Origin of the sequence: Streptococcus mitis (assembly GCF_005844455.1) — a bacterium.
GTDB lineage: Bacteria > Bacillota > Bacilli > Lactobacillales > Streptococcaceae > Streptococcus > Streptococcus mitis_BF.
On record NZ_SPGF01000009.1, the window covers coordinates 1 to 21,947 of the forward strand.

Consider the following 21,947-nt stretch of genomic DNA (forward strand, 5'->3'; position numbering starts at 1 on the left):
AAAACGGTTTGAATTAAGAGCTGAGTTGATTTGTGGCATCATCAACCACGAGATGATGTAGTTACCGAACAAGTCTACTAGATAAATTAAGTGTAAAAGAATATGAGGATCCCTTTAGGGATAGTGGTAAGTAATACTAAAGCCTCTTTAAGAGGCAAGTGACGAGTCAAGAGCAATAAGGCTTGAACAACGTGAAATCCAGCGTCTTTAGGCACTGGCTGGTAATTTGGGCTTATAGCCCTGGTTCAAACCACCCGTTAGACGGGTGGTCATGATTTTCTATTCTAAATAGATTTGAGCTCTCCTAACTTATATGATAAAATAAGACTAGAAAAAGGAGAAGAACATGATCGATGTAGAAGAAATTCTGAGCAAGATGAACCCCAATCAGAAGATTAATTATGACCGTGTCATGCAGAAGATGGTACAAGTATGGGAGAAAAATGAGCAGCGGCCAACCATTCTCATGCATGTTTGCTGTGCCCCTTGCAGTACCTATACCCTAGAATATTTGACCAAGTATGCAGATGTGACCATCTATTTTGCCAATTCTAATATTCATCCCAAGGCAGAATACCATAAGCGGGCCTATGTTACCAAAAAATTTGTCAGTGATTTCAATGAGCGGACAGGAAATATGGTTCAGTACCTAGAAGCTCCCTACGAACCAAATGAATATAGAAAACTAGTTAGAGGACTTGAGGAAGAACCAGAAGGTGGTGATCGTTGCAAGGTTTGCTTTGACTACCGTCTGGATAAAACAGCGCAAGTGGCTATGGATTTAGGCTTTGACTACTTTGGTTCGGCTTTGACCATCAGTCCTCATAAGAATTCTCAAACTATCAACAGCATCGGAATCGATGTGCAAAAGATTTATACCACCCACTATCTTCCCAGTGATTTCAAGAAAAATCAAGGCTACAAACGTTCAGTGGAGATGTGTGAGGAGTATGATATCTACCGTCAATGTTATTGTGGATGTGTCTATGCAGCCCAAGCGCAGAATATTGACCTGGTTCAAGTCAAGAAGGACGCCACAGCTTTCTTGCTAGATAAGGATGTTGAAAAAGACTATTCCCATATCAAATTTACTGTTACAAAATTAGATATATAAGGATAAGCCCAGCTGCAAAGCTGGGTTTTTATACTAGGCTTCCTGCGAAACTATAGTCGATTGAAACAAGAACAAGACAAAAGAGCCTCGTAAAAAGTATTGCAACTTGGTAATACCTTTTTGAGGTGCTTTTTGATATGAGCCCATATTTTCTCAATAGGATTGTACTCAGGTGAGTAGGGAGGAAGTGGTAACAGTTTATGCCCATACTCCTCACATAAGAGCTCTAGCTTCCCCATTCTATGGAATCTTGCATTATCCATAATAATAACTGATGGTGTGTTTAATGTTGGTAAGAGAAACTTCTGAAACTAAGCTTCAAAAAAGTTGCTCGTCATTGTTTTTTCGTAAGTCATTGGAGCGATTAACTCACCATTTGTTAGCCCTGCAACCAAAGAAATCCTCTGATATCTTCTTCCAAATACTTTACCTTTTATCAATTGTCCTCGTAATGAGCGACCATATTCTCGATAAAAATAAGTATCAAATCCTGTTTCATCAATATAAACAGGTGCTAAGTGCTTTAAACTATTAAAATTCTTAAGAAATAAAGCTACTTTTTCTGGGTCTTGTTCATAGTAGGTGTGGTTCTTTTTTTCGAGTGTAGCCCATAGCTTTGAGAGCATAGTGGATAGTAGTTGGATGACAGCCAAATTCAGAAGCTAATTCAGTCAAATAAGCGTCTGGATTGTCAGTAAGATAGTTTTTAAGTCTATCTCTATCAACTTTTCTTGGTTTTGTTCCTTTCACTTGATGGTTTAGCTCTCCTGTTTTCTCTTTTAGCTTTAACCAGCCATAAATGGTATTACGTGAGATTTGGAAAACCTGTGATGCTTCTGTTATACTACCTGTTCGCTCACAATAAGAGAGAACTTTTTTACGAAAATCTATTGAATATGCCATAAGAATATTAGACCACATTGTGTACTATTTTTGGTTCATTTCACCATATTAATAACTTCACATTTGAACATCTGGTGGTCTATACCACTACAAACAAGAAAACGAGCAGGCTTAAGTCCCTATCAGTTGGGAAGTAGCACTGTTCGTTTTTGTATATATAATCAAATTTAACTCTTAAAATCTATAGATTGACAATTTTCTCAATGAAAAGCTTTTCATTGTTGTTTATTATTTCTTAGATTCAAATTCTGTATAAGCTTCCTGAAGATAAGCGGCCAAAACTTCCTCATCTGAAATGGTATCTGAGATAAAGCTTCCATTGCTGGTACGTTCTGACAGGTTCAAGTCTTGTAATCGACTTTCATAGATTGTTCCTTTATTGGATTGGACAAACAGAGTTTGATCGTTCCCGTCCACTTCTGTACTAAAGAGGTCGCCAACGAAACCTTGTTCGGCAACTGCTCCTGCTAAGAAGACTCGATGCGGTTTGTTTTTTAACTCACGCAAGACTTGTAGTCCTCGTTTGGCACGGCTGGTCGCTGGAATTTCCTCAATAGAAACACGTTTCAAACTTCCACGCTGAGTCAAGAGGTAGAAGGATGAGGTATTACAGATAAAGGCCGATTGGAGGACATCATCTTCTTTCAGATTCATAGCCTTGACACCTGCAGCCTTGGCACCGACAACCGGAACCTCTTCGATATTGAAACGAAGGGCATAACCATTTTGGCTAATCAAGAGAACATCATCTAGTTTAATCGGAGCCACTGCTACAATCTGGTCTGTCTCGTCTTTGAGCTTAGCATACTTAACCGACTTAGACTTGTAGGTCCGCCATGGGGTGAATTCTTTTCGTTCTACACGCTTGATTTGACCGAGACGAGTCGCAGCAAAATAGGTTGTCCCATCATCGAACTGATCCACGACTTCCACATAAAGGATTTCTTCGTTGGTTTCAAAGTTTGTAATGGTCTGGCTCAGATGCTCTCCTATGTCCTTCCAACGAATATCTGCTAATTCATGGATTGGTCTGTAGATGACATTTCCGAGACTTGTGAACATCAAGAGGTGCTGGGTTGTCTTGGCAGCTTGAACAAAAATCAAACGATCGTCGTCACGTTTGCCAATTTCTTCAAGTGTTGAAGCTGCAAAGGAACGAGGGCTAGTACGCTTGATATATCCAGCCTTCGTCACGCTGACATAGGTATCTTCCTCTGCGATAAGGCTAGCTGTATCAATCTCAATTGCTTTCGCAGTATCTTCTAGAGAACTCAAGCGTGGAGTCGCAAATTTCTTCTTGACCTCACGAAGTTCTTTCTTCATAAGATTGTACATAGTCCGTTCATCACCAATAATAGCAGCAAGCATGGCAATCTTCTCACGAAGTTCTGCTTCTTCCTCCTGCAAGACAACCACGTCTGTATTGGTCAAACGATACAATTGCAAGGTAACAATGGCCTCAGCCTGTTCTTCTGTAAAATCATAGCTGACCTTGAGGTTTTCCTTTGCATCAGCCTTATTCTCAGAAGCACGGATAAGGGCAATGACTTCATCCAGGATAGAGATGACACGAATCAAACCTTCCACTATATGGAGACGTTTTTCAGCCTTTTCCTTGTCAAAGCGAGAACGCGCCAAGATCACTTCACGACGGTGGGCAATATAGCTAGACAAGATTGGCACAATTCCAACCTGACGAGGGGTGAAATTGTCAATCGCAACCATATTGAAATTGTAATTGATTTGCAAGTCAGTGTACTTGAAAAGGTAGTTGAGAACAAGCTCGGTATTCGCATCTTTCTTAAGTTCAATAGCGATGCGAAGACCATCACGGTCAGACTCATCACGAACCTCAGCAATACCTGCCACCTTGTTATTGACACGGACTTCATCAATTTTCTTGACTAAGTTAGCCTTATTAATCTCATAGGGAATCTCAGTGATAACGATTTGCTCCTTACCACCTTTAAGTTTCTCGATTTCCGTCTTAGAACGAACAACCACGCGCCCTTTCCCGGTCTCATAGGCCTTTTTAATTTCATCACGTCCTTGAATGATGGCTCCTGTAGGGAAGTCTGGTCCAGGCAAGAATTCCATGAGTTTATCCACCTTGGCTGTTGGGTGGTCAATCATGTAAATTGTAGCATCGATAACCTCAGCCAAATTATGGGGAGGAATGTCTGTGGCATAACCAGCAGAAATCCCAGTCGAACCATTGACTAAGAGGTTTGGAAAGGCTGCTGGCAAAACAGTGGGTTCTTTCTCAGTATCGTCAAAGTTCCATGCAAAAGGAACTGTCTTTTTCTCGATATCTTGAAGAAGATACCCAGCAATTTCAGACAAACGTGCCTCGGTATAACGCATTGCCGCAGGCGGATCTCCGTCCATAGAACCGTTGTTCCCGTGCATTTCAACTAGAATCTCACGGTTTTTCCAGTCCTGAGACATACGAACCATGGCATCATAGATGGAAGAATCCCCGTGTGGGTGGAAATTCCCCATGATATTCCCGACAGACTTGGCCGACTTGCGGTAGCTCTTGTCAAAGGTATTGCCATCCTTATTCATAGAATAAAGAATACGACGCTGAACCGGCTTCAAGCCATCACGAATATCTGGCAAAGCTCGGTCTTGAATAATGTACTTGGAGTAGCGACCAAAGCGCTCTCCCATGATGTCCTCCAGGGACATGTTTTGAATGTTGGACATATTTTTCTCTTACTGTTCTTCTTATTATTTATCATACTTTCACTTTAGTAGGTTTATTAATCCTTCTAAAGTGAAAGTATTTCCCCTATATCACCACATCTAGAAATTCTTTAAATTTTTGAATATCTTCTTGAAAAGTATCTTCCTGTATATCATCTAACATATCATGTGCTTCTTTAAGTGATTCATAAATTTCATTTAAATAATAAATATCATATTTTTCATCACTAGAATACAATTCTTCAATTTGATCAATATACATTGATAAACTAGTGTCTATTCTTTCTTTATGACAAGTAAACTGTTGATAATTTGTATGGTTTTTTTATTTCATAAGATTTTCGCCATATTCTTGAATATCTTTTATATATTTTCCCTCTATTATTTCTGAATAATGAATATTTAGATATTCGACAAAGCGAAGTGCAGCAGTATATTCAATACCTTCTGTATGTATATTCCCATGAGCATAATCATGTCTAGCTTGAATTAAACTTATATATGCATTCTTATAGGTATCCGTTATTTTGGGAAGATAAAGTTTAAAATTAGAATCAAAAATTTTCAATTCCGATTTTATCCTATCTAAATCAGGTGTAATAGAATGTGATTCAGGAGGAATCTGTTTTAAAATAAATTTATCCTTAGAGCTTTGAGTCTCCTCTGTAAAATCAACTTCCAGTAATTTATATATCGTATCTTTTAATAGTTGCTCAGATAAAGAATAAATAGCAATAACTAATGACATTTTCATTGTACTCTTCACAGTATCAGGATTAGTAATTAAGTCAGGATTTTGACGAAATAATTGAGTCACTTCATTAAAACTAGCAATACGATTTTCAATATCTGCGAAACGGTCTTCATACGAAAAATTATACTCCATCAACAATCTCCTTAGTCGCAGCAATTTTTTTATCAGCCCAGATGACTAAATCCTTTATAACCAATTTCTCCACTGCTCGAATAAAGTCAGACATAAATGTATAGTCGATTTGATTGTTTATTTTAGGGATATCAAATTGAAAATTATGTGTTTGAGAAGCACGCAACTTACTTCCAAAGTCGTATTTTCCTACTAATGATTTTTCAATGATAGTCTTGAGATAAAGCAAAACCTTACTATCTTTCATTTTATCGTTCCAAAATACCCCTGTATCATCTCCAGCGCCAAACTCATAACCTCTATAAAATGTATTACCAAAAATATCAATGGTTAGAGAATGTTTTGGAAAAACGCGCACATCATTTCCAATATTTCGAACAACACCTGTATTGGTCGTACCAGCCATCACAAAAGGCAAATCTCCGTTTATCTGGTCGTCTTTCTTTAAACGTCGTCCTTGATGAATATTCGGAAACAAGGTTAGCATTGTAACTGGAGAAAGTCGGAATACCTCCGACTCCTCTACTCTACTCTTAGTATCGGAAAGTTTTGCAAACTTGTCAAGTATTTTTTCATCATTTTTTGTAAGATGATAATCTCTGAGATTTGTTACAGTTAGATAAGCCTCGAGCGTCTCGATGCGTTCAGCCTCGAGCGCTTTGATGTAGTTTCCCATATATTTGAATGCTATCTTATTGTTGTGGTAGGGTATGGTGACTAAAATCTCTTTTGCCTTATCTCGATTAAATTTGTTTCCGTAGTCAAATTTCCCTTTTGTAACCGTTCTAAAGCATATTACAAAATACAGCAAACTGTACTTATTCCACTCTTCATATGGAAACATTCCCTGCACATGCGAATAGCCTATAAAATCATTTGGTTGATAAAAAATACTATCCGATGTAGTTGTATCAGAAAAAGTAATCATATTTCCTCGTTCTGTAGGTTCTAAATCAACAAAACCCCCAATTCCATTATTTTGACTGGAATTAACTACAACTGGTACTGAACCATAATTAGCAAACAGTTTCTGATTTGTTAGACCATAATTTTTAGTGGGACGAATATGAAACAATTTTCCCACTTTGACTTCTCTCCACTCGCCCCCACTTGCTTCAAATTCCTCTTCCAATTTTTGAAGGCGAGGGCTTAGGCTTTTTTTGAGCTATCTTCCCCCTTGTTTTTCAGAAGTTGTTCCACTTCCCAAGCTAAGTAGTCAGCAACAGTCTTTTTAAAATCGTCCAAGGTTGGTTTTGTATCAATGATCTGGTGCTGTTCGAAATTCCAATCATTACCCTTGTCAGTGATAAAGTCCTCAATAAAGATAGCATCTAAATCCCAAAGTTCTTTACTTACCTCTGCCCTCTTGCCAGCCTTATAAATTTTAATCACATCTTGGTAACGCTGGATAGGATTATCAACCTCTGAAATCCCTCGCTTAGCACGTTTAAAACCGTCATTTCTAAAGTCAATAAATTTAACCGTCTGGTCGTAATCGTGTGCCTCATGAGCCTTAAAAATGTAGATAGAAGTCTGGACCCCTGCCATGGGAACAAAAAGATCCACGGGCATTTTGATAGAGGCAAGTAGGGTATGCTTTTTCAAAATAGCTTTAGCTGTCTTTGTTGCCTTACCAGAACCAGCACTATCTTGAATGATAATAGCACCTAGGCCACCACGCTCCATCTTATCCAAACCATAAGCTATAAAAGGAAGACCATTTTCTTCATAAGAGAAAGGGGGATTCAGCAAGACACGATTAGCTTTAAAATCCGTAAACAGACTCTCAGGACGATTGAAGGCCGAACCTTTTTCAATTCGACTAGACCCATCTCCACGAAGAATCATATTGGTTGTCGCTAGGGTATACATCTCTGCATTAAGTTCTATTCCTAGCAGGTTATCTTTCTTGAGCTTCGCAATCTCCTCGTTGGCTCGAGAAGTCCCCTTCCCAAAACTGATATTTGCATGATCTATCATCAACTCCATCGCTGAAATGAGGAATCCAGCTGAACCAGTCGCCAAATCCATAACCTTGCTCTCACTGGTTATCCCCAAAATTTGCGCCATCATTTTGGTAACATAAGGAGGGGTCAGAACAATACCAATTTCTTTTCCATCTCCCAAAGCATACTTTAGAAATTCGGAGTACATCTCCCCCATAATATCGATATGTCCACCCAAACCATCAATGGACTTGAAAATATTCTCATAGATAAAAGTGAAGATTTGCTTGGTAACAGAATTTTCATTTTGAGGGAGAAGTTGGGCTACTTCTCTGTCATTGTTAGTTAACTCGTCTCGTTGGCTATCTTTGGAAATTTCTCCGAAGGAAGCTAACATGAGATATTTTTTGTCTTCATTGATTTCACGCTCATCTAGGAAAGCCTTGATTTGATCAACTACTTTCTTACCATCACGCTTGGTTTCAGATTGTACCCCTTTTAAATCGTCGGGTATTAATCCATCATCAATCTTGTTTCCTTCACTGTCCACAATATCCTGCATAGATAGTAGCATACCAGAAACATAAAGCACCCGTTGAGGAGCTGTGATGTTATGATTGTGCATCAATTTATTGAGCTTTTTAGCATAGCCTTGCAAAGTCGCCTGACTATCAATCAGAATTTGATGTTTTTCTTCTTCGCTCAAGACAGCATCTTTGTAGAAGGTCTCAAAGGTAGACTCATTTTCCAAAAAATCAAAAGTCGTAACCTTTGATAACTCTTTATAGGCATTAGGAGCAGAACCAAAGACATAATAAACTTTGATAGTTACATTTTCTTCGTTATCACCTGCAACACCAACTGCAACAGCTTCATGATATTTACCACTATCAATAACTGCTCTCGCATAATGCAAAGCCCCATTCACTGCAAAATCACTAATGGATTTATCATCAAACTTAATACCATCCTTTGTTTGAGAAACTAGCTTAGCTAATTTGAGTTTGTTTTCAATCAGGATAGGAACTTGTTTGTATTTTTCAATATGAAAATCCGGCTTTCCAAAATTAGTCTTAGTTTGCGTCTTAGCAGCTCCCTTAAGCGCCTCTTTGAGATAAGCACTCATAGCAGATTCTTCATTGTAATCCTGCAATTTTTTCAAACCAAGATTTTCAAACTGCTTTTTCACATAGTCATTCACATCCGACTCTAATTTCCAGTTTACTAGCATATTATTTTCTTTCATTAAAACACTGTTGCTTCCTCAAGCGTAAACTTGACATTATCTTCAATCCACTTACGGCGTGGTTCGACCTTATCTCCCATAAGGACATTGACGCGACGTTCGGCGCGTGCTAAATCTTCGATCGTAACACGGATAAGTGTACGGGTTTCTGGATTCATGGTTGTTTCCCAGAGCTGGTCCGCATTCATCTCACCAAGCCCTTTATAGCGTTGGAGAGTAGCACCTTTGCCGAACTGCTTACGGAGTTCTTCAAGCTCTCCATCTGTCCAAGCATAGGCCACTTCTTCTTTCTTACCTTTGCCTTTGGACATCTTGTAAAGAGGTGGAAGGGCAATATAGACATGGCCTGCCTCAACAAGCGGACGCATGTAGCGGTAAAAAAATGTCAAGAGCAAGGTCTGGATATGGGCACCATCAGTATCGGCATCGGTCATGATAATGATTTTATCATAGTTGGCATCTTCAATAGAGAAGTCTGCCCCAACACCTGCACCGATTGTATAAATCATCGTGTTGATTTCTTCATTTTTGAGGATATCCGCCATCTTGGCCTTGGCTGTATTGATAACCTTCCCACGAAGGGGCAAGATTGCCTGAAACTTACGGTCACGACCTTGCTTGGCAGAACCACCGGCAGAGTCACCCTCGACCAAATAGAGTTCGTTCTTAGCAGGGTTCTTGGACTGGGCTGGGGTTAATTTCCCAGACAACAAGCCCTTATCCTTCTTGTTTTTCTTACCATTTCGGCTCTCATCACGCGCTTTGCGAGCCGCCTCACGGGCATCACGCGCCTTGATAGCCTTGCGAATGAGATTGGAAGCCAGTTCCCCATTTTCCATGAGGAAGAAAGTCAACTTATCAGCCACTATCCCATCCACAACGGGACGAGCCAGTGGACTTCCCAATTTGTCCTTGGTCTGGCCTTCAAATTGAAGGTGTTCTTCCGGAACCAAGATAGAAAGAACGGCTGCTAATCCCTCACGATAGTCGGAACCTTCAAGGTTTTTATCTTTTTCTTTGAGAAGACCTGTCTTACGCGCATAGTCATTCATAACCTTGGTAATGGCAGACTTGAGTCCTGTTTCATGCGTTCCACCGTCCTTGGTGCGAACGTTATTGACAAAGGACAATATGTTATCTGAGAATCCATCATTGTACTGGAGGGCAACTTCCACTTGGAAACCATTGTCTTCCCCTTCAAAGTATAGGACTGGCGTCAAGATTTCCTTGTCTTCGTTCAGATAAGAAACAAAGTCCTGCACCCCGTTTTCATAATGGAATTCGATTGCTTCATCTGTTCGCTTATCTGTCAGAGACAAGGTCACATTTTTTAAGAGAAAGGCTGACTCATTGAGTCGTTCTGAAATGGTATTGTACTTGAAGTCTGTCGTAGAGAAGGTTGTCGCGTCAGGCATGAAGGTGACTTTGGTACCTGTCTTAGTCTTGGGTGCTGTACCAATTTTCTTCAAAGTCGTGGCAGGTTTTCCACCATTTTCAAAGCGTTGCTTATAAACAGCACCATCACGAGTGATTTCTACTTCTAGCCAACTAGAAAGGGCATTAACAACAGAAGACCCCACCCCGTGGAGACCTCCAGATGTCTTATAACCCCCTTGACCGAATTTCCCTCCGGCGTGAAGAATAGTAAAGATAACCTCAACAGTTGGAATTCCCATGGCGTGCATACCAGTCGGCATCCCACGACCATGGTCCTCTACTGTTAGACTTCCGTCTTTATTGATAGTCACATCAATGCGGTCACCAAAGCCAGACAAGGCCTCATCGACTGCATTGTCCACGATTTCCCAGACTAGGTGATGGAGACCCGCACCGTCGGTCGAACCAATATACATCCCCGGACGTTTACGGACCGCATCCAACCCTTCTAGCACCTGAATGGCGTCATCATTGTAGTTATTAATATTGATTTCCTTTTTTGACACAAGGAACCTCCTATTTGTTCATCTTTTCTATTTTACAGGTTTTCTAGGGATTTTGCAAAGTTTTTCTTTCTCCGGTGTGACAATTTCAGTAGAGATTCTCTGCCTTTCTTTCCCAATTCATGATATAATAGGAGTATGATTACAATAGTTTTATTAATCCTAGCCTATCTGCTGGGTTCGATTCCGTCTGGTCTCTGGATTGGACAAGTATTCTTTCAAATCAATCTGCGCGAGCATGGTTCTGGTAACACAGGGACAACCAATACCTTCCGCATCTTAGGAAAGAAAGCGGGGATGGCAACCTTTGTGATTGATTTTTTCAAAGGAACCCTAGCAACGCTACTTCCGATTATGTTTCATCTTCAAGGTGTTTCACCTCTCATCTTTGGACTTTTGGCCGTTATTGGCCACACCTTCCCTATCTTTGCAGGATTTAAGGGTGGCAAGGCTGTCGCAACCAGTGCTGGAGTGATTTTCGGATTTGCGCCTATCTTCTGTCTCTACCTTGCGGTTGTCTTCTTTGGGACCCTCTATCTAGGTAGTATGATTTCACTGTCTAGTGTCACAGCATCTATCGCAGCCGTCATCGGAGTTCTACTCTTTCCACTTTTGGGTTTTATTCTGAGTAACTATGACCCTCTCTTCATCGCCATTATCCTAGCTCTTGCTAGTTTGATTATCATTCGTCATAAGGATAATATCACACGTATCCAAAATAAAACTGAAAATCTTGTCCCTTGGGGACTGAACTTAACCCATCAAAATCCTAAAAAATAAAACGCCAGTTTGAACAGAACTGACGTTTTTTTGTATGCTTATTTTGATTTGATATAGTTGATACCATCTGCTTTTGGTGCAACTGCTTTTCCAAAGAAGGCTGCCAAGACCAAAATAGTCAAAACATAAGGTGCAATTTGAAGGTAAACCGCAGGCACTCCTTGTAGGAAAGGCAATTGAGAACCGATAACTGCCAAACTTTGTGAAAGCCCAAAGAAAAGACTAGAAAGCATGGCTCCGATTGGGTTCCATTTCCCAAAGATCATCGCAGCAAGAGCGATAAATCCAGGTCCAACAATAGTTGTTACTGAGAAGTTAACTGAGATTGATTGAGCATAAATCGCTCCGCCAATTCCACCTAAGAAACCTGAAATGATAACCCCTAAATATCTCATCTTGTAGACATTTATTCCCAAAGTATCCGCTGCTTGAGGGTGTTCACCGACAGAGCGGAGACGAAGACCAAAGCGGGTCTTGAAGAGGATAAACCAAGCAAAGAATGAGAAAGCAATCGCGATATAACCTAGCAGACTTGTTGACTTGAAGAAGATATCACCAATCACTGGGATATTTGCTAAGACTGGGAAGTCAAAGCGTCCAAAAGTCTGACTTAAGTTATCTGTTTGTCCCTTATTATAAAGAACTTTCACTAAGAAAACAGCCAAGGCAGGCGCCATCAAGTTCAATACTGTACCGCTGACAACATGGTCTGCACGGAAATGAACCGTTGCTGCTGCGTGGATGATAGAAAAGATTCCCCCTACCAATCCTGCAACTAACAAAGATATCCATGGAGTTGCTGCTCCAAATTGTTCTGCAAATTCAAGGTTAAAGACGACTCCAGAAAAGGCTCCCATAACCATAATTCCTTCAAGGCCGACGTTTACCACACCACCACGTTCAGAGAAAACACCACCGATACTTGTAAAGATGAGGGGTGCTGAGTAAATCAGCATAGAAGACACCAAGAGGGTGAGCAAGGTTGTAATAGACATCTTTACTTACCTCCTTTAACTTGTTTTTTAGGTTTGACAAAGCGTTCGATAAGGTAATGAACACTGACAAAGAAGATAATAGACGCTGTTACAATGCTGACTAGCTCAGATGGCACCTGCGCCGCATTCATACCAGGAGCTCCAACTTGGAGAACACCAAATAGGAAGGCTGCAAAGAGAATACCAATTGGTGAGTTAGCCGCAAGCAGACTAACCGCCATTCCGTTAAATCCGACAGCCAATGATGCCCCTTGAACATAGACGTTCTGGAAGGTTCCCAGTCCTTCCACAGCTCCACCAAGACCTGCCAAGGCACCTGAAATAATCATTGAGAGGATAATTGTTCGTTTGGCAGAAATACCAGCATATTCTGAAGCATGTGGATTAAGACCAACTGCACGGATTTCAAAACCAAGTGTTGTTTTCTTGAGCATGAACCAAATGACTGCAACGGCAATAAGAGCAAAGAAAATACCGATATTCATCCGTGAGTTACCAGTCAACTCAGCCAACCAAGGTGTCTGATAGGTTGCATTAGCCCCAACACGAATTGTCGAATCTGTACTTTGCATGAAGTCTTTAGGGAAAGCATGGATAAAGGCATTTCCTACATACAAGACAATGTAGTTCATCATGATGGTTACGATAACCTCTGACGTCCCTAGATAGGCTCTAAGAATACCCGGAATCGCTCCTACAATCCCACCAGCAATCAAAGCAATCACGATAGTCGCTAAAATCATCAAGGGACGTGGCATATCTGGATGCGACAAGGCAAACCAACCACTAAGAATCCAACCTGCCAAAGCCTGACCAGGAAGTCCAACGTTAAAGAAACCTGCACGACTGGCAACGGCAAAGCCAAGACCAATCAAGACCAAAGGCCCCATGGCACGGAAGATTTCTCCAATCCCACGCAGACTACCAAAGGCTGTATAGAACAATTCTTCGTAGCCCCAAATGGCATCATAACCAAAGATCCACATGACAATGGCTCCGAGTAAAATTCCTAGGAAGACAGAAATCAAGGGAACCGAAATTTGTTGTAATTTTTTAGACATCACTCTTCTCCTTTCCCAAGTTTCCACCAGCCATCAAGACACCAAGTTCTTGTTTATTGGTTGTTTCTGGTGATACAATACCTTGAATCTTACCATCGTGGATAACGGCAATACGGTCTGAGACGTTTAAAATCTCATCCAATTCAAAGCTGACAACAAGAACAGCCTTCCCATTATCACGCTCTTCAATCAAGCGTTTGTGGATATATTCAATAGCACCGACATCCAACCCACGAGTTGGCTGGCTGACGATAAGAAGATCAGGATCTCGATCAATTTCACGAGCAATAATTGCTTTTTGTTGATTTCCTCCTGAGAGTGCCGCTGCAGGAACAAATTCACTTGCAGCACGAACATCAAACTCTTCCATTAGCTTTTTAGCATAAGAAGTAATATTTGAATAGTTCAAAATTCCATTTTTACTATGTGGTTCTTTATAGTAGGTTTGAAGGGCAATATTTTCAGAAATCATCATTTCCAAAATCAAACCATCACGGTGACGGTCTTCTGGAACGTGCCCAACACTCAACTCTGTAATCTGACGTGGGTGCAAGCCTACAATTGAATCTCCTTTTAGCTCAATGCTACCAGATTCAACCTTGCGAAGACCTGTAATGGCTTGAATCAGTTCAGACTGACCATTTCCATCAATCCCCGCAATACCAACAATCTCTCCAGCACGAACATCCAAGGACAGATTTTTAACAGCTGGAACACCACGGTTTTCATTGACCACCAAATCTTTGATAGACAAAACCACTTCTTTTGGTTGAGAGGCTTGTTTCTCTGTTTTGAAGGAAACAGAACGTCCTACCATCATTTCTGCCAAATCAGCATTGGTAGCCCCTGCAATTTCGACAGTTTCAATTGATTTCCCACGACGGATAACTGTAACGCGGTCAGAAACTGCGCGGATCTCATCCAACTTGTGGGTAATCAAGATAATTGATTTTCCTTCTTTGACAAGATTTTTCATAATAGCCATCAACTCATCAATTTCTAATGGAGTCAAGACAGCCGTTGGTTCGTCAAAGATAAGGATATCAGCTCCCCGATAAAGGGTTTTTAAAATTTCTACACGTTGTTGGGCACCAACTGAGATATCTGCTACCTTGGCAGAAGGGCCCACAGCTAAGCCATAACGTTCAGAAAGAGCCTTGATTTCTGTGCTAGCTCCAGCGATATCTAGCACACCATTTTTAGTCAATTCACTTCCTAAAATGATGTTTTCAGCCACCGTGAAAGCCTCTACCAACATAAAGTGTTGGTGAACCATTCCGATTCCCAAGCTAGCTGCTTTAGATGGCGAGTCGAGGTTAACAACTTGACCGTTGACCGCGATTTCGCCACTGGTTGGTTCAAGAAGACCTGCTAACATGTTCATTAGCGTGGATTTTCCAGCCCCGTTTTCTCCTAAAAGTGCATGAATTTCACCTTTTCGTAGGTGCAGGTTGATTTTGTCGTTGGCAACAAATTCACCAAACACCTTGGTAATATCACGCATCTCAATGACATTTTCGTGTGCCATGTGCTCTTCCTTTCAGAGTCTTATTTTATTTCAATAAAACTTGCTAGTTTGTCTAGTAGCAAGCTTTACTGAGACAAAATGACTTTGCCTCAACTCTTAAAAAAGCGGCCGAGGGCCGCTTCCTAAGAAATGACTTCCATCCATTATTTTTCAGGAACTTTTACGCTTCCGTCAAGGATTTTAGCTTTAGCATCTTCAACAGCTTTTTTACCTTCTTCTGAAAGGTTTGTCACTGCCAAGTCAACCCCTTTATCTTTCAATGAGTAAACGATCACTTGACCACCAGGGAACTCACCTTTTTCTGCCTTGTTAGCAATATCTTTTACAGTTGTACCAACTTGTTTCAATGTAGATACAAGAACAAAGTTTGATTCCTTGCCATCTTTAGAAGTGTATTTACCTTCTGCTTCTTGGTCACGGTCAACACCGATAACCCAAACTTTTTCATTTTCAGGACGGCTTTCGTTGAGTGATTTTGCTTCTGCAAAGACACCAGCACCTGTACCTCCAGCTACTTGGTAAACAACGTCTGCACCAGCTGCATATTGTGCCGCTGCAATTGTTTTACCTTTGGCATTATCACCAAATGAACCAGCATAGTCAACTTGTACTTTGATAGATGGGTCTACTGACGCAACACCTGCCTTGAATCCTGCTTCAAAACGAGAGATAACTTCTGACTCCATACCACCTACAAAACCAACTTGTTTTGTTTTAGTTGTTTTTGCTGCAGCCACACCTGCAAGGTAACCTGACTCATTATCAGCGAAAATTACACTCGCAACATTCTTTTGATCTTTAATCACATCATCAATCAAGACATAGTTCAAATCAGTGTGCTCTTCTGCTGCATCTTTAACTGCATTGTGAAGGGCAAAACCAACTCCGAAGGTTAGGTTGTAACTTCCAGCCGCTTGTTGCAAGTTGTTAGCGTAGTCAGCTTCACTTGTTGATTGGAAGTAAGTGAAACCTTTATCTTTTGCAAGATTGTGTTCTTTACCCCAAGCCTGCAAACCTTCCCAAGCTGATTGGTTGAATGATTTATCATCAACACCACCAGTATCAGTGACGATTGCTGCTTTTGTCTTCACATCAGAAGATGAATCTGCCTTACGAGAAGAGCGGTTACCACATGCAGCAAGTCCAACTGCTGCCACTGCAACTAGACCAAGGCCTAGCCATTGTTTCTTGTTCATTACTGAACCTCCTAAATAAGATGTGCAACGATGTTGCAAGTATGGATTGGTTGGCCACAAGGACCGTGCCACTCAGAGAGTAGCTCAGACTAGCTTAAGTCTGTAAAAGAGTATGGAAGTAACTCCCCGACCGTCATCTCGACCGTCGATTTATCTTTTGCGACTAAAGTCACTTTTAGATCTTGTTCAAAAAATTCAGCCATCACTTGGCGACAAGCACCGCATGGTGAAATTGGGTTTTCAGTCTGTCCATAGACAATCAATTCTGAAAACTCTCTTTGGCCTTCGGAAACTGCTTTAAAAATCGCTGTACGCTCTCCACAGTTTGTCAAAGAATAGCTAGCATTTTCAATATTAACACCTGTATAAACGTTACCATCTTTCGCCACTAGAACAGCACTAACAGGAAAGTGAGAATAGGGTACATAGGCTTGCTTGCTGGTTTCAATTGCTAAGTCAATCAACTCAGTAGTCGCCATCTGCTAATTCTCCTTTTAAAATTGCCACACCAGCTGATGTTCCAATACGAGTAGCGCCTGCTTCCACAAAGGCAAGAGCGTCTGCATATGAGCGAGCTCCACCAGCAGCCTTAACTCCCATATCTGGTCCGACCGTTTTACGCATCAACTTAACATCCTCTATAGTGGCACCACCAGTTGAAAAGCCAGTTGATGTTTTGACAAAGTCAGCTCCCGCTTTTTGGGCTAATTGACAAGCCACAATTTTTTCTTGGTCTGTCAATAAGCAAGCTTCAATGATGACCTTAACCAACTTGTCACCACTTGCTTCTACAACAGCATGGATGTCTGATTCAACCAAATCAAGATTTCCTGATTTGAGAGCTCCAACATTGATCACCATATCAATCTCATCTACACCATTTTGGATAGCTTCTTTGGTTTCAAATGCTTTCACGGCTGAAGTTGTTGCTCCCAGAGGAAAGCCTACCACTGTGCAGACCTTGACATCTGTACCTTCAAGCCCTTTTTTAGCATGTTTAACCCAGGTCGGATTGACGCAGACGCTGGCAAAATCATACTCTCTAGCTTCAGTCAACAAACAATCAATTTGTTTTTCTGTCGCATCTTGCTTCAAAAACGTATGATCGATATATTTATTTAATTTCATATCCGGATTCTCCTGTCGTTTATGAGATAATTTCTATAATTTCTCGTAAACTTTGTACCCTATCATTTATTTTAACATATTTTTGAAAATCTGTAACTAGCTGAGGAGAATTTTTTCCATTTGTGTATACTTTTGCAACAATTTCTCCTTTTTGAACGGAATCTCCAACTTTCTTTTCAAAAACAATTCCTGTTTCATAGTCCAAATCATCAGTCTTGACTGCACGACCAGCACCCAGTCTCATGGCATAAAGTCCAAATTCCATAGCTGGAAGAGCTGAAATGACACCCGTTTCCTGGGCAGGAATATCCACCACATGGGCAACATTAACTGGTCGATGGAGGTCTTCCAAGTCTCCACCTTGAGCTTGGACCATCTCCTCAAACTTAACCAATGCTTGACCATTTTCAAGATGTTGGCGAACTTCTTCAACTGTCTTGTTTACATTTGCTAAACCAAGCATAATTTGAGCCAATTCACAGATAAAGTGGGTAATATCCTGACGGCCTTGTCCTTGTAAAATCTCCAGTGCTTCAAGGATTTCCAGACGATTTCCAATCGCTCGTCCCAAGGGCTGACTCATATCCGTAATCACTGCTACCGTCTTTCGACCAACTGCCTTACCAAGATCCACCATGGTTTGAGCCAGTTCACGCGCCTCATCAACCGTCTTCATGAAAGCACCCTCTCCGACAGTTACGTCTAGCAAAATAGCATCCGCTCCTGCCGCAATTTTCTTGCTCATCACCGAACTCGCAATCAAAGGAATTGTGTCCACAGTTGCTGTCACATCACGGAGGGCGTAGAGAAGCTTATCTGCTTTAACCAGCTGGTCTGATTGCCCAATGACGGACACTCCAATGTCCTGCACCTGACGAATGAAATCTTCTTGACTGCGCTCAACTTGATAGCCTTTAATGGACTCCAATTTATCAATTGTTCCACCCGTATGGCCAAGACCACGACCACTCATTTTTGCCACAGGTACACCGAAGCTAGCAACAAGAGGAGCCAAAATCAAGGTCACCTTATCACCAACTCCACCAGTAGAATGCTTGTCAACCTTAACCCCATCGATAGCAGACAAGTCAAACTCTTGACCAGTCTTAACCATATTCATAGTCAAATCTGAGATTTCTCGTGTCGTCATTCCTTTGAAATAGATAGCCATAGCAAAGGCAGACATCTGATAATCAGGAACAGTTCCTGACACATAACCTTCAACTAACCATTCAATTTCACTTGAAGTCAGTTCTTGACCGTCTCGTTTTTTTTGGATTAAATCAACTGCTCTCATTCTCTCACACTTCTAAGGATATAGTATCCCTTATCTTTTTTGACGATTTCACAATTGCCAAACACATCTTCCATCTTGGACTTGGCACTTGGAGCTCCTTGTTTTTTCTGGATGACGATGGTCAAATCCCCACCAGTTTCCAAGAAAACTTTGCTTTTCTCGATAATTTCATGAACGACTTTTTTTCCAGCACGAATAGGGGGATTGGAAATAATATGGTCAAATCGACCTTTAACTTGTTCATAAATGTTGGACTGGAAAATCGTCGCTTTTACATTATTTTTTTCAGCATTTCTCCTAGCCAATTCCAAGGCACGATTATTGATATCAACCATGGTCGCCTGAACTCCAAAAGCCTTAGCCAAGGACAAGCCCAAAGGCCCATAACCACAGCCTACATCAAGGACAGTCTCTCCTTGGTTGACCTCTAGACACTTGAGCAAGAGTTGACTGCCAAAGTCAACCATTTTCTTGCTAAAAACACCCGCATCTGTTAAAAAGGTCATATTTTCTCCCAACAACTCCACTCTCAACTCATGAATGTCGTGAGCAGCATCAGGATTTTCTGCATAATACATTTTACTCATAAAACTATTTTACCATAATTTGGCTTGGATTGTAAATCGTTTACAAAGTGATGTTCAAATGAAAAAGACTGAAGAATCCTAGTCAAAAAACCTTTTCTTCATTCTCTTTCAATTATTAGAAATACATTACAATCTATCGGGAACTACAAATTATCATAGTCAGGAAGAAACAGATTGTTTGTAATCAGTCGCATTTTTATCACTATTGCTTAACCTTCAAATACTTAATCATCAACAGGATTCCCAATATGATGTTTAGATAAAAGCCCAACTGATAAGTTTGTGTCAGAATTTCCAAACTTGTCCAAAGTCGTACCAAATCTTCTAGCGACATACGGAAGAGATACCCTTCTGTAGCAATCCATAAAATCAAAAATAGATAACTACCAGCAGCAAGCCATTTCGTCCACCGTTTTTTTAGTAGCCAAGCAATCAAGAGTGAACAGATAAAGATAACTGTTACAAGAAGATGATCTATTAAGAAGGTAAAACCGTAATAAGTTTCTACAAAGCGTCTCCCATTATCCGCATTCGCTCCCCTTATAAAAGGTAGTGCAAAACTTAAAATAAAACAGAGTTCCAATATGTAACTTTTTAAGATTTTCATGACACACCTCCTATAAGTTGTGAATCCCAAAGCCCCCTTTATTAGCTCATAAGTCAGGAGAAACCAGCTCCTACTTCATCAATAAATTGTTCATCCTCTATCTACTTATAGTAGATACCATTGACTTAACACATTCAAGAAACCGCTTTATTTTTTTAGCTTTTTATGGTATGATAGACAAAATATCTAGGGGAAAACAAATGACCAACGAATTTTTACATTTTGAAAAAATCAGCCGCCAGACTTGGCAATCTTTACATCGAAAGACAACACCTCCTTTGACAGAAGAGGAATTAGAATCCATCAAGAGTTTTAATGACCAGATTAGCTTGCAGGATGTTACCGATGTCTATCTTCCCCTAGCCCATCTCATCCAGATTTACAAGCGTACAAAGGATGATTTAGCCTTTTCAAAAGGAATTTTCCTTCAACGTGAAAGCAAATCTCAACCTTTTATCATTGGGGTTTCTGGGAGTGTTGCCGTTGGAAAATCCACAACCAGTCGACTACTTCAAATCTTGCTATCCCGTACGCTTACAGATGCTACAGTTGAGTTGGTAACGACTGACGGCTTTCTCTATCCCAACCAGACCTTGATTGAACAGGGGATTTTAAATCGCAAGGGATTTCCTGAAAGCTATGATATGGAAGCTCTTCTCAACTTCCTGGACCGCATTAAAAATGGACAGGATGTAGATATTCCTGTCTATTCCCATGAAGTCTACGACATCGTTCCTGAGGAAAAGCAAAGCGTCAAAGCTGCTGATTTTGTGATTGTTGAAGGAATCAATGTCTTTCAAAATCCACAAAACGAGCGTCTCTATATCACTGACTTCTTTGACTTTTCCATCTATGTTGATGCTGCAGTAGATGACATCGAAAGTTGGTATCTGGACCGTTTTTTGAAAATGCTGAGCCTAGCCCAAAACGATCCTGAAAGCTACTACTATCGTTTTACTCAAATGCCAATTGGGGAAGTGGAATCCTTTGCACATCAGGTCTGGACCAGTATCAATCTCACAAATCTACAAAATTATATTGAACCAACTAGAAACCGTGCGGAAGTGATTCTGCATAAAACAAAGAACCATGAAATCGATGAAATTTACTTAAAAAAGTAATTTTCCCTTGTCAAAACGTAAGTTTTCAGATATAATGGTATAGTTAGTAAATATGGAGGTAAGAACATTGGCAAACATTAAATCAGCTATCAAACGCGCTGAATTGAACGTTAAACAAAACGAAAAGAACTCAGCTCAAAAATCAGCTATGCGTACTGCTATCAAAGCTTTCGAAGCAAACCCATCTGAAGAACTTTTCCGTGCTGCTAGCTCAGCTATCGATAAAGCAGAAACTAAAGGTTTGATTCACAAAAACAAAGCAAGCCGCGATAAAGCTCGTCTTTCAGCTAAACTTGCTAAATAAGAAACAGTCCATAGAGGCTGTTTTTTTGTCCTCAAATAGGAAAAGGTAGAAAATGAAAATCGCAATTATCGGATATTCTGGTGCAGGTAAGTCAACTCTAGCAGAAAAGTTGTCTCACTACTACTCCATCCCAAAACTTCACATGGACACACTTCAATTTCAACCTGGTTGGCAAGACAGTGATCGCGAATGGATGTTGACCCAGATGAAAAACTTTCTCACAAAGCATGAAGCTTGGGTCATTGATGGGAATTATTCTTGGTGTTTCTATGAGGAAAGAATGCAGGAAGCTGACCAAATCATCTTTCTCAATTTTTCACCATGGACTTGTCTATTTCGAGCCTTTAAACGTTATCTCAAATACCGAGGCAAAGTCAGAGAAAGTATGGCAGAAGGTTGTCAAGAACAATTTAATTGGGAATTTATCAGATGGATTCTCTGGGATGGGCGCACTAAAGCTCAAAAAGAAAATTACCAAAAACTTCTCCAAGAATACTCACATAAAATCACTATTCTTCGAAATCAAAGAGAGCTAGATCAGTTTCTAGATAAGAAAAGGAAGTCCTCCAATTCATAAAGAAGGGCTTCCTTTTTGGCTA

General features: G+C 40.5%; 20 protein-coding genes and 1 pseudogene. 5 read left to right on the forward strand and 16 right to left on the reverse strand.

Going from position 1 to position 21,947, the window contains the following annotated elements:
* The first annotated feature begins 346 nt into the window (after positions 1 to 346).
* Positions 347 to 1,114, forward strand: a complete 768-nt coding sequence (locus tag FGQ53_RS02875; RefSeq protein WP_033683135.1) for an epoxyqueuosine reductase QueH — start codon at positions 347 to 349, stop codon at positions 1,112 to 1,114.
* A 50-nt stretch (positions 1,115 to 1,164) separates the two neighbouring features.
* On the opposite strand, the pseudogene FGQ53_RS02880 reads toward FGQ53_RS02875, so the two are convergent.
* From FGQ53_RS02880 to parE, 7 genes and pseudogenes are all read right to left on the reverse strand, one after another.
* Positions 1,165 to 2,017, reverse strand: a pseudogene (locus tag FGQ53_RS02880) (IS630 family transposase).
* Positions 2,018 to 2,245: 228 nt separating this feature from the next.
* Entirely contained in the window at positions 2,246 to 4,726 is a 2,481-nt protein-coding gene (gene parC / locus FGQ53_RS02885; protein ID WP_138335607.1) for a DNA topoisomerase IV subunit A, read from the reverse strand.
* 85 nt (positions 4,727 to 4,811) lie between these two features.
* Positions 4,812 to 4,988 (reverse strand): hypothetical protein, encoded by a 177-nt coding sequence (locus tag FGQ53_RS11710; RefSeq protein ID WP_171019064.1) that lies wholly within the window; start codon positions 4,986 to 4,988, stop codon positions 4,812 to 4,814.
* Positions 4,989 to 5,051: 63 nt separating this feature from the next.
* On the reverse strand, positions 5,052 to 5,612 hold the full coding sequence (locus FGQ53_RS02890; RefSeq protein ID WP_138335609.1) for a HEPN domain-containing protein: 561 nt from the start codon (positions 5,610 to 5,612) through the stop codon (positions 5,052 to 5,054).
* Positions 5,602 to 6,744: a restriction endonuclease subunit S gene (locus tag FGQ53_RS02895; protein ID WP_138335611.1), complete on the reverse strand. Its 1,143-nt coding sequence runs from the start codon at positions 6,742 to 6,744 to the stop codon at positions 5,602 to 5,604. Before FGQ53_RS02895 ends, FGQ53_RS02890 begins: the two co-directional genes overlap by 11 nt.
* 17 nt (positions 6,745 to 6,761) lie before the next feature.
* Entirely contained in the window at positions 6,762 to 8,789 is a 2,028-nt protein-coding gene (locus FGQ53_RS02900) for an N-6 DNA methylase (RefSeq protein WP_138335673.1), read from the reverse strand.
* Between the two features lie 14 nt (positions 8,790 to 8,803).
* Positions 8,804 to 10,747: a DNA topoisomerase IV subunit B gene (gene parE, locus FGQ53_RS02905; protein ID WP_138335613.1), complete on the reverse strand. Its 1,944-nt coding sequence runs from the start codon at positions 10,745 to 10,747 to the stop codon at positions 8,804 to 8,806.
* A 135-nt stretch (positions 10,748 to 10,882) separates the two neighbouring features.
* Here parE and plsY point away from each other — a divergent pair, with 135 nt between their 5' ends.
* Positions 10,883 to 11,524: a glycerol-3-phosphate 1-O-acyltransferase PlsY gene (gene plsY, locus FGQ53_RS02910; protein ID WP_138335615.1), complete on the forward strand. Its 642-nt coding sequence runs from the start codon at positions 10,883 to 10,885 to the stop codon at positions 11,522 to 11,524.
* Between the two features lie 38 nt (positions 11,525 to 11,562).
* Here the strand turns inward: plsY and FGQ53_RS02915 are convergent, their stop codons facing one another.
* The 9 genes from FGQ53_RS02915 to FGQ53_RS02955 form a co-directional block, all read right to left on the reverse strand.
* Positions 11,563 to 12,519 (reverse strand): ABC transporter permease, encoded by a 957-nt coding sequence (locus FGQ53_RS02915; protein ID WP_138335617.1) that lies wholly within the window; start codon positions 12,517 to 12,519, stop codon positions 11,563 to 11,565.
* A 2-nt stretch (positions 12,520 to 12,521) separates the two neighbouring features.
* Positions 12,522 to 13,580 (reverse strand): ABC transporter permease, encoded by a 1,059-nt coding sequence (locus tag FGQ53_RS02920; protein WP_033683459.1) that lies wholly within the window; start codon positions 13,578 to 13,580, stop codon positions 12,522 to 12,524.
* Positions 13,573 to 15,108, reverse strand: coding sequence for an ABC transporter ATP-binding protein (locus tag FGQ53_RS02925; protein WP_138335619.1), 1,536 nt, complete (start codon positions 15,106 to 15,108; stop codon positions 13,573 to 13,575). The genes FGQ53_RS02920 and FGQ53_RS02925 overlap by 8 nt, the downstream gene beginning before the upstream one ends.
* 143 nt (positions 15,109 to 15,251) lie before the next feature.
* Positions 15,252 to 16,304, reverse strand: coding sequence for a BMP family lipoprotein (locus FGQ53_RS02930; protein ID WP_138335621.1), 1,053 nt, complete (start codon positions 16,302 to 16,304; stop codon positions 15,252 to 15,254).
* Between the two features lie 89 nt (positions 16,305 to 16,393).
* Positions 16,394 to 16,783 (reverse strand): cytidine deaminase, encoded by a 390-nt coding sequence (locus FGQ53_RS02935; RefSeq protein ID WP_138335623.1) that lies wholly within the window; start codon positions 16,781 to 16,783, stop codon positions 16,394 to 16,396.
* Positions 16,770 to 17,432, reverse strand: a complete 663-nt coding sequence (gene deoC / locus FGQ53_RS02940; protein WP_138335625.1) for a deoxyribose-phosphate aldolase — start codon at positions 17,430 to 17,432, stop codon at positions 16,770 to 16,772. The genes FGQ53_RS02935 and deoC overlap by 14 nt, the downstream gene beginning before the upstream one ends.
* 19 nt (positions 17,433 to 17,451) lie before the next feature.
* Positions 17,452 to 18,729: a pyrimidine-nucleoside phosphorylase gene (locus FGQ53_RS02945; protein ID WP_138335627.1), complete on the reverse strand. Its 1,278-nt coding sequence runs from the start codon at positions 18,727 to 18,729 to the stop codon at positions 17,452 to 17,454.
* Positions 18,726 to 19,316: a class I SAM-dependent methyltransferase gene (locus FGQ53_RS02950; RefSeq protein WP_138335629.1), complete on the reverse strand. Its 591-nt coding sequence runs from the start codon at positions 19,314 to 19,316 to the stop codon at positions 18,726 to 18,728. The genes FGQ53_RS02945 and FGQ53_RS02950 overlap by 4 nt, the downstream gene beginning before the upstream one ends.
* Positions 19,317 to 19,518: 202 nt before the next feature.
* Complete coding sequence (locus tag FGQ53_RS02955) at positions 19,519 to 19,923, reverse strand: hypothetical protein (RefSeq protein WP_138335631.1); 405 nt, start codon at positions 19,921 to 19,923, stop codon at positions 19,519 to 19,521.
* Positions 19,924 to 20,123: 200 nt separating this feature from the next.
* On the opposite strand from FGQ53_RS02955, the gene coaA reads away from it, so the two are divergent.
* From coaA to FGQ53_RS02970, 3 genes are all read left to right on the forward strand, one after another.
* Positions 20,124 to 21,044: a type I pantothenate kinase gene (gene coaA / locus FGQ53_RS02960; protein ID WP_138335633.1), complete on the forward strand. Its 921-nt coding sequence runs from the start codon at positions 20,124 to 20,126 to the stop codon at positions 21,042 to 21,044.
* Positions 21,045 to 21,111: 67 nt separating this feature from the next.
* A complete protein-coding gene (gene rpsT / locus FGQ53_RS02965; protein ID WP_001274000.1) occupies positions 21,112 to 21,348 on the forward strand; it encodes a 30S ribosomal protein S20 in 237 nt (78 codons plus the stop codon).
* A 52-nt stretch (positions 21,349 to 21,400) separates the two neighbouring features.
* Positions 21,401 to 21,925, forward strand: coding sequence for a DNA topology modulation protein (locus tag FGQ53_RS02970; RefSeq protein WP_138335635.1), 525 nt, complete (start codon positions 21,401 to 21,403; stop codon positions 21,923 to 21,925).
* Positions 21,926 to 21,947 lie beyond the last annotated feature (22 nt).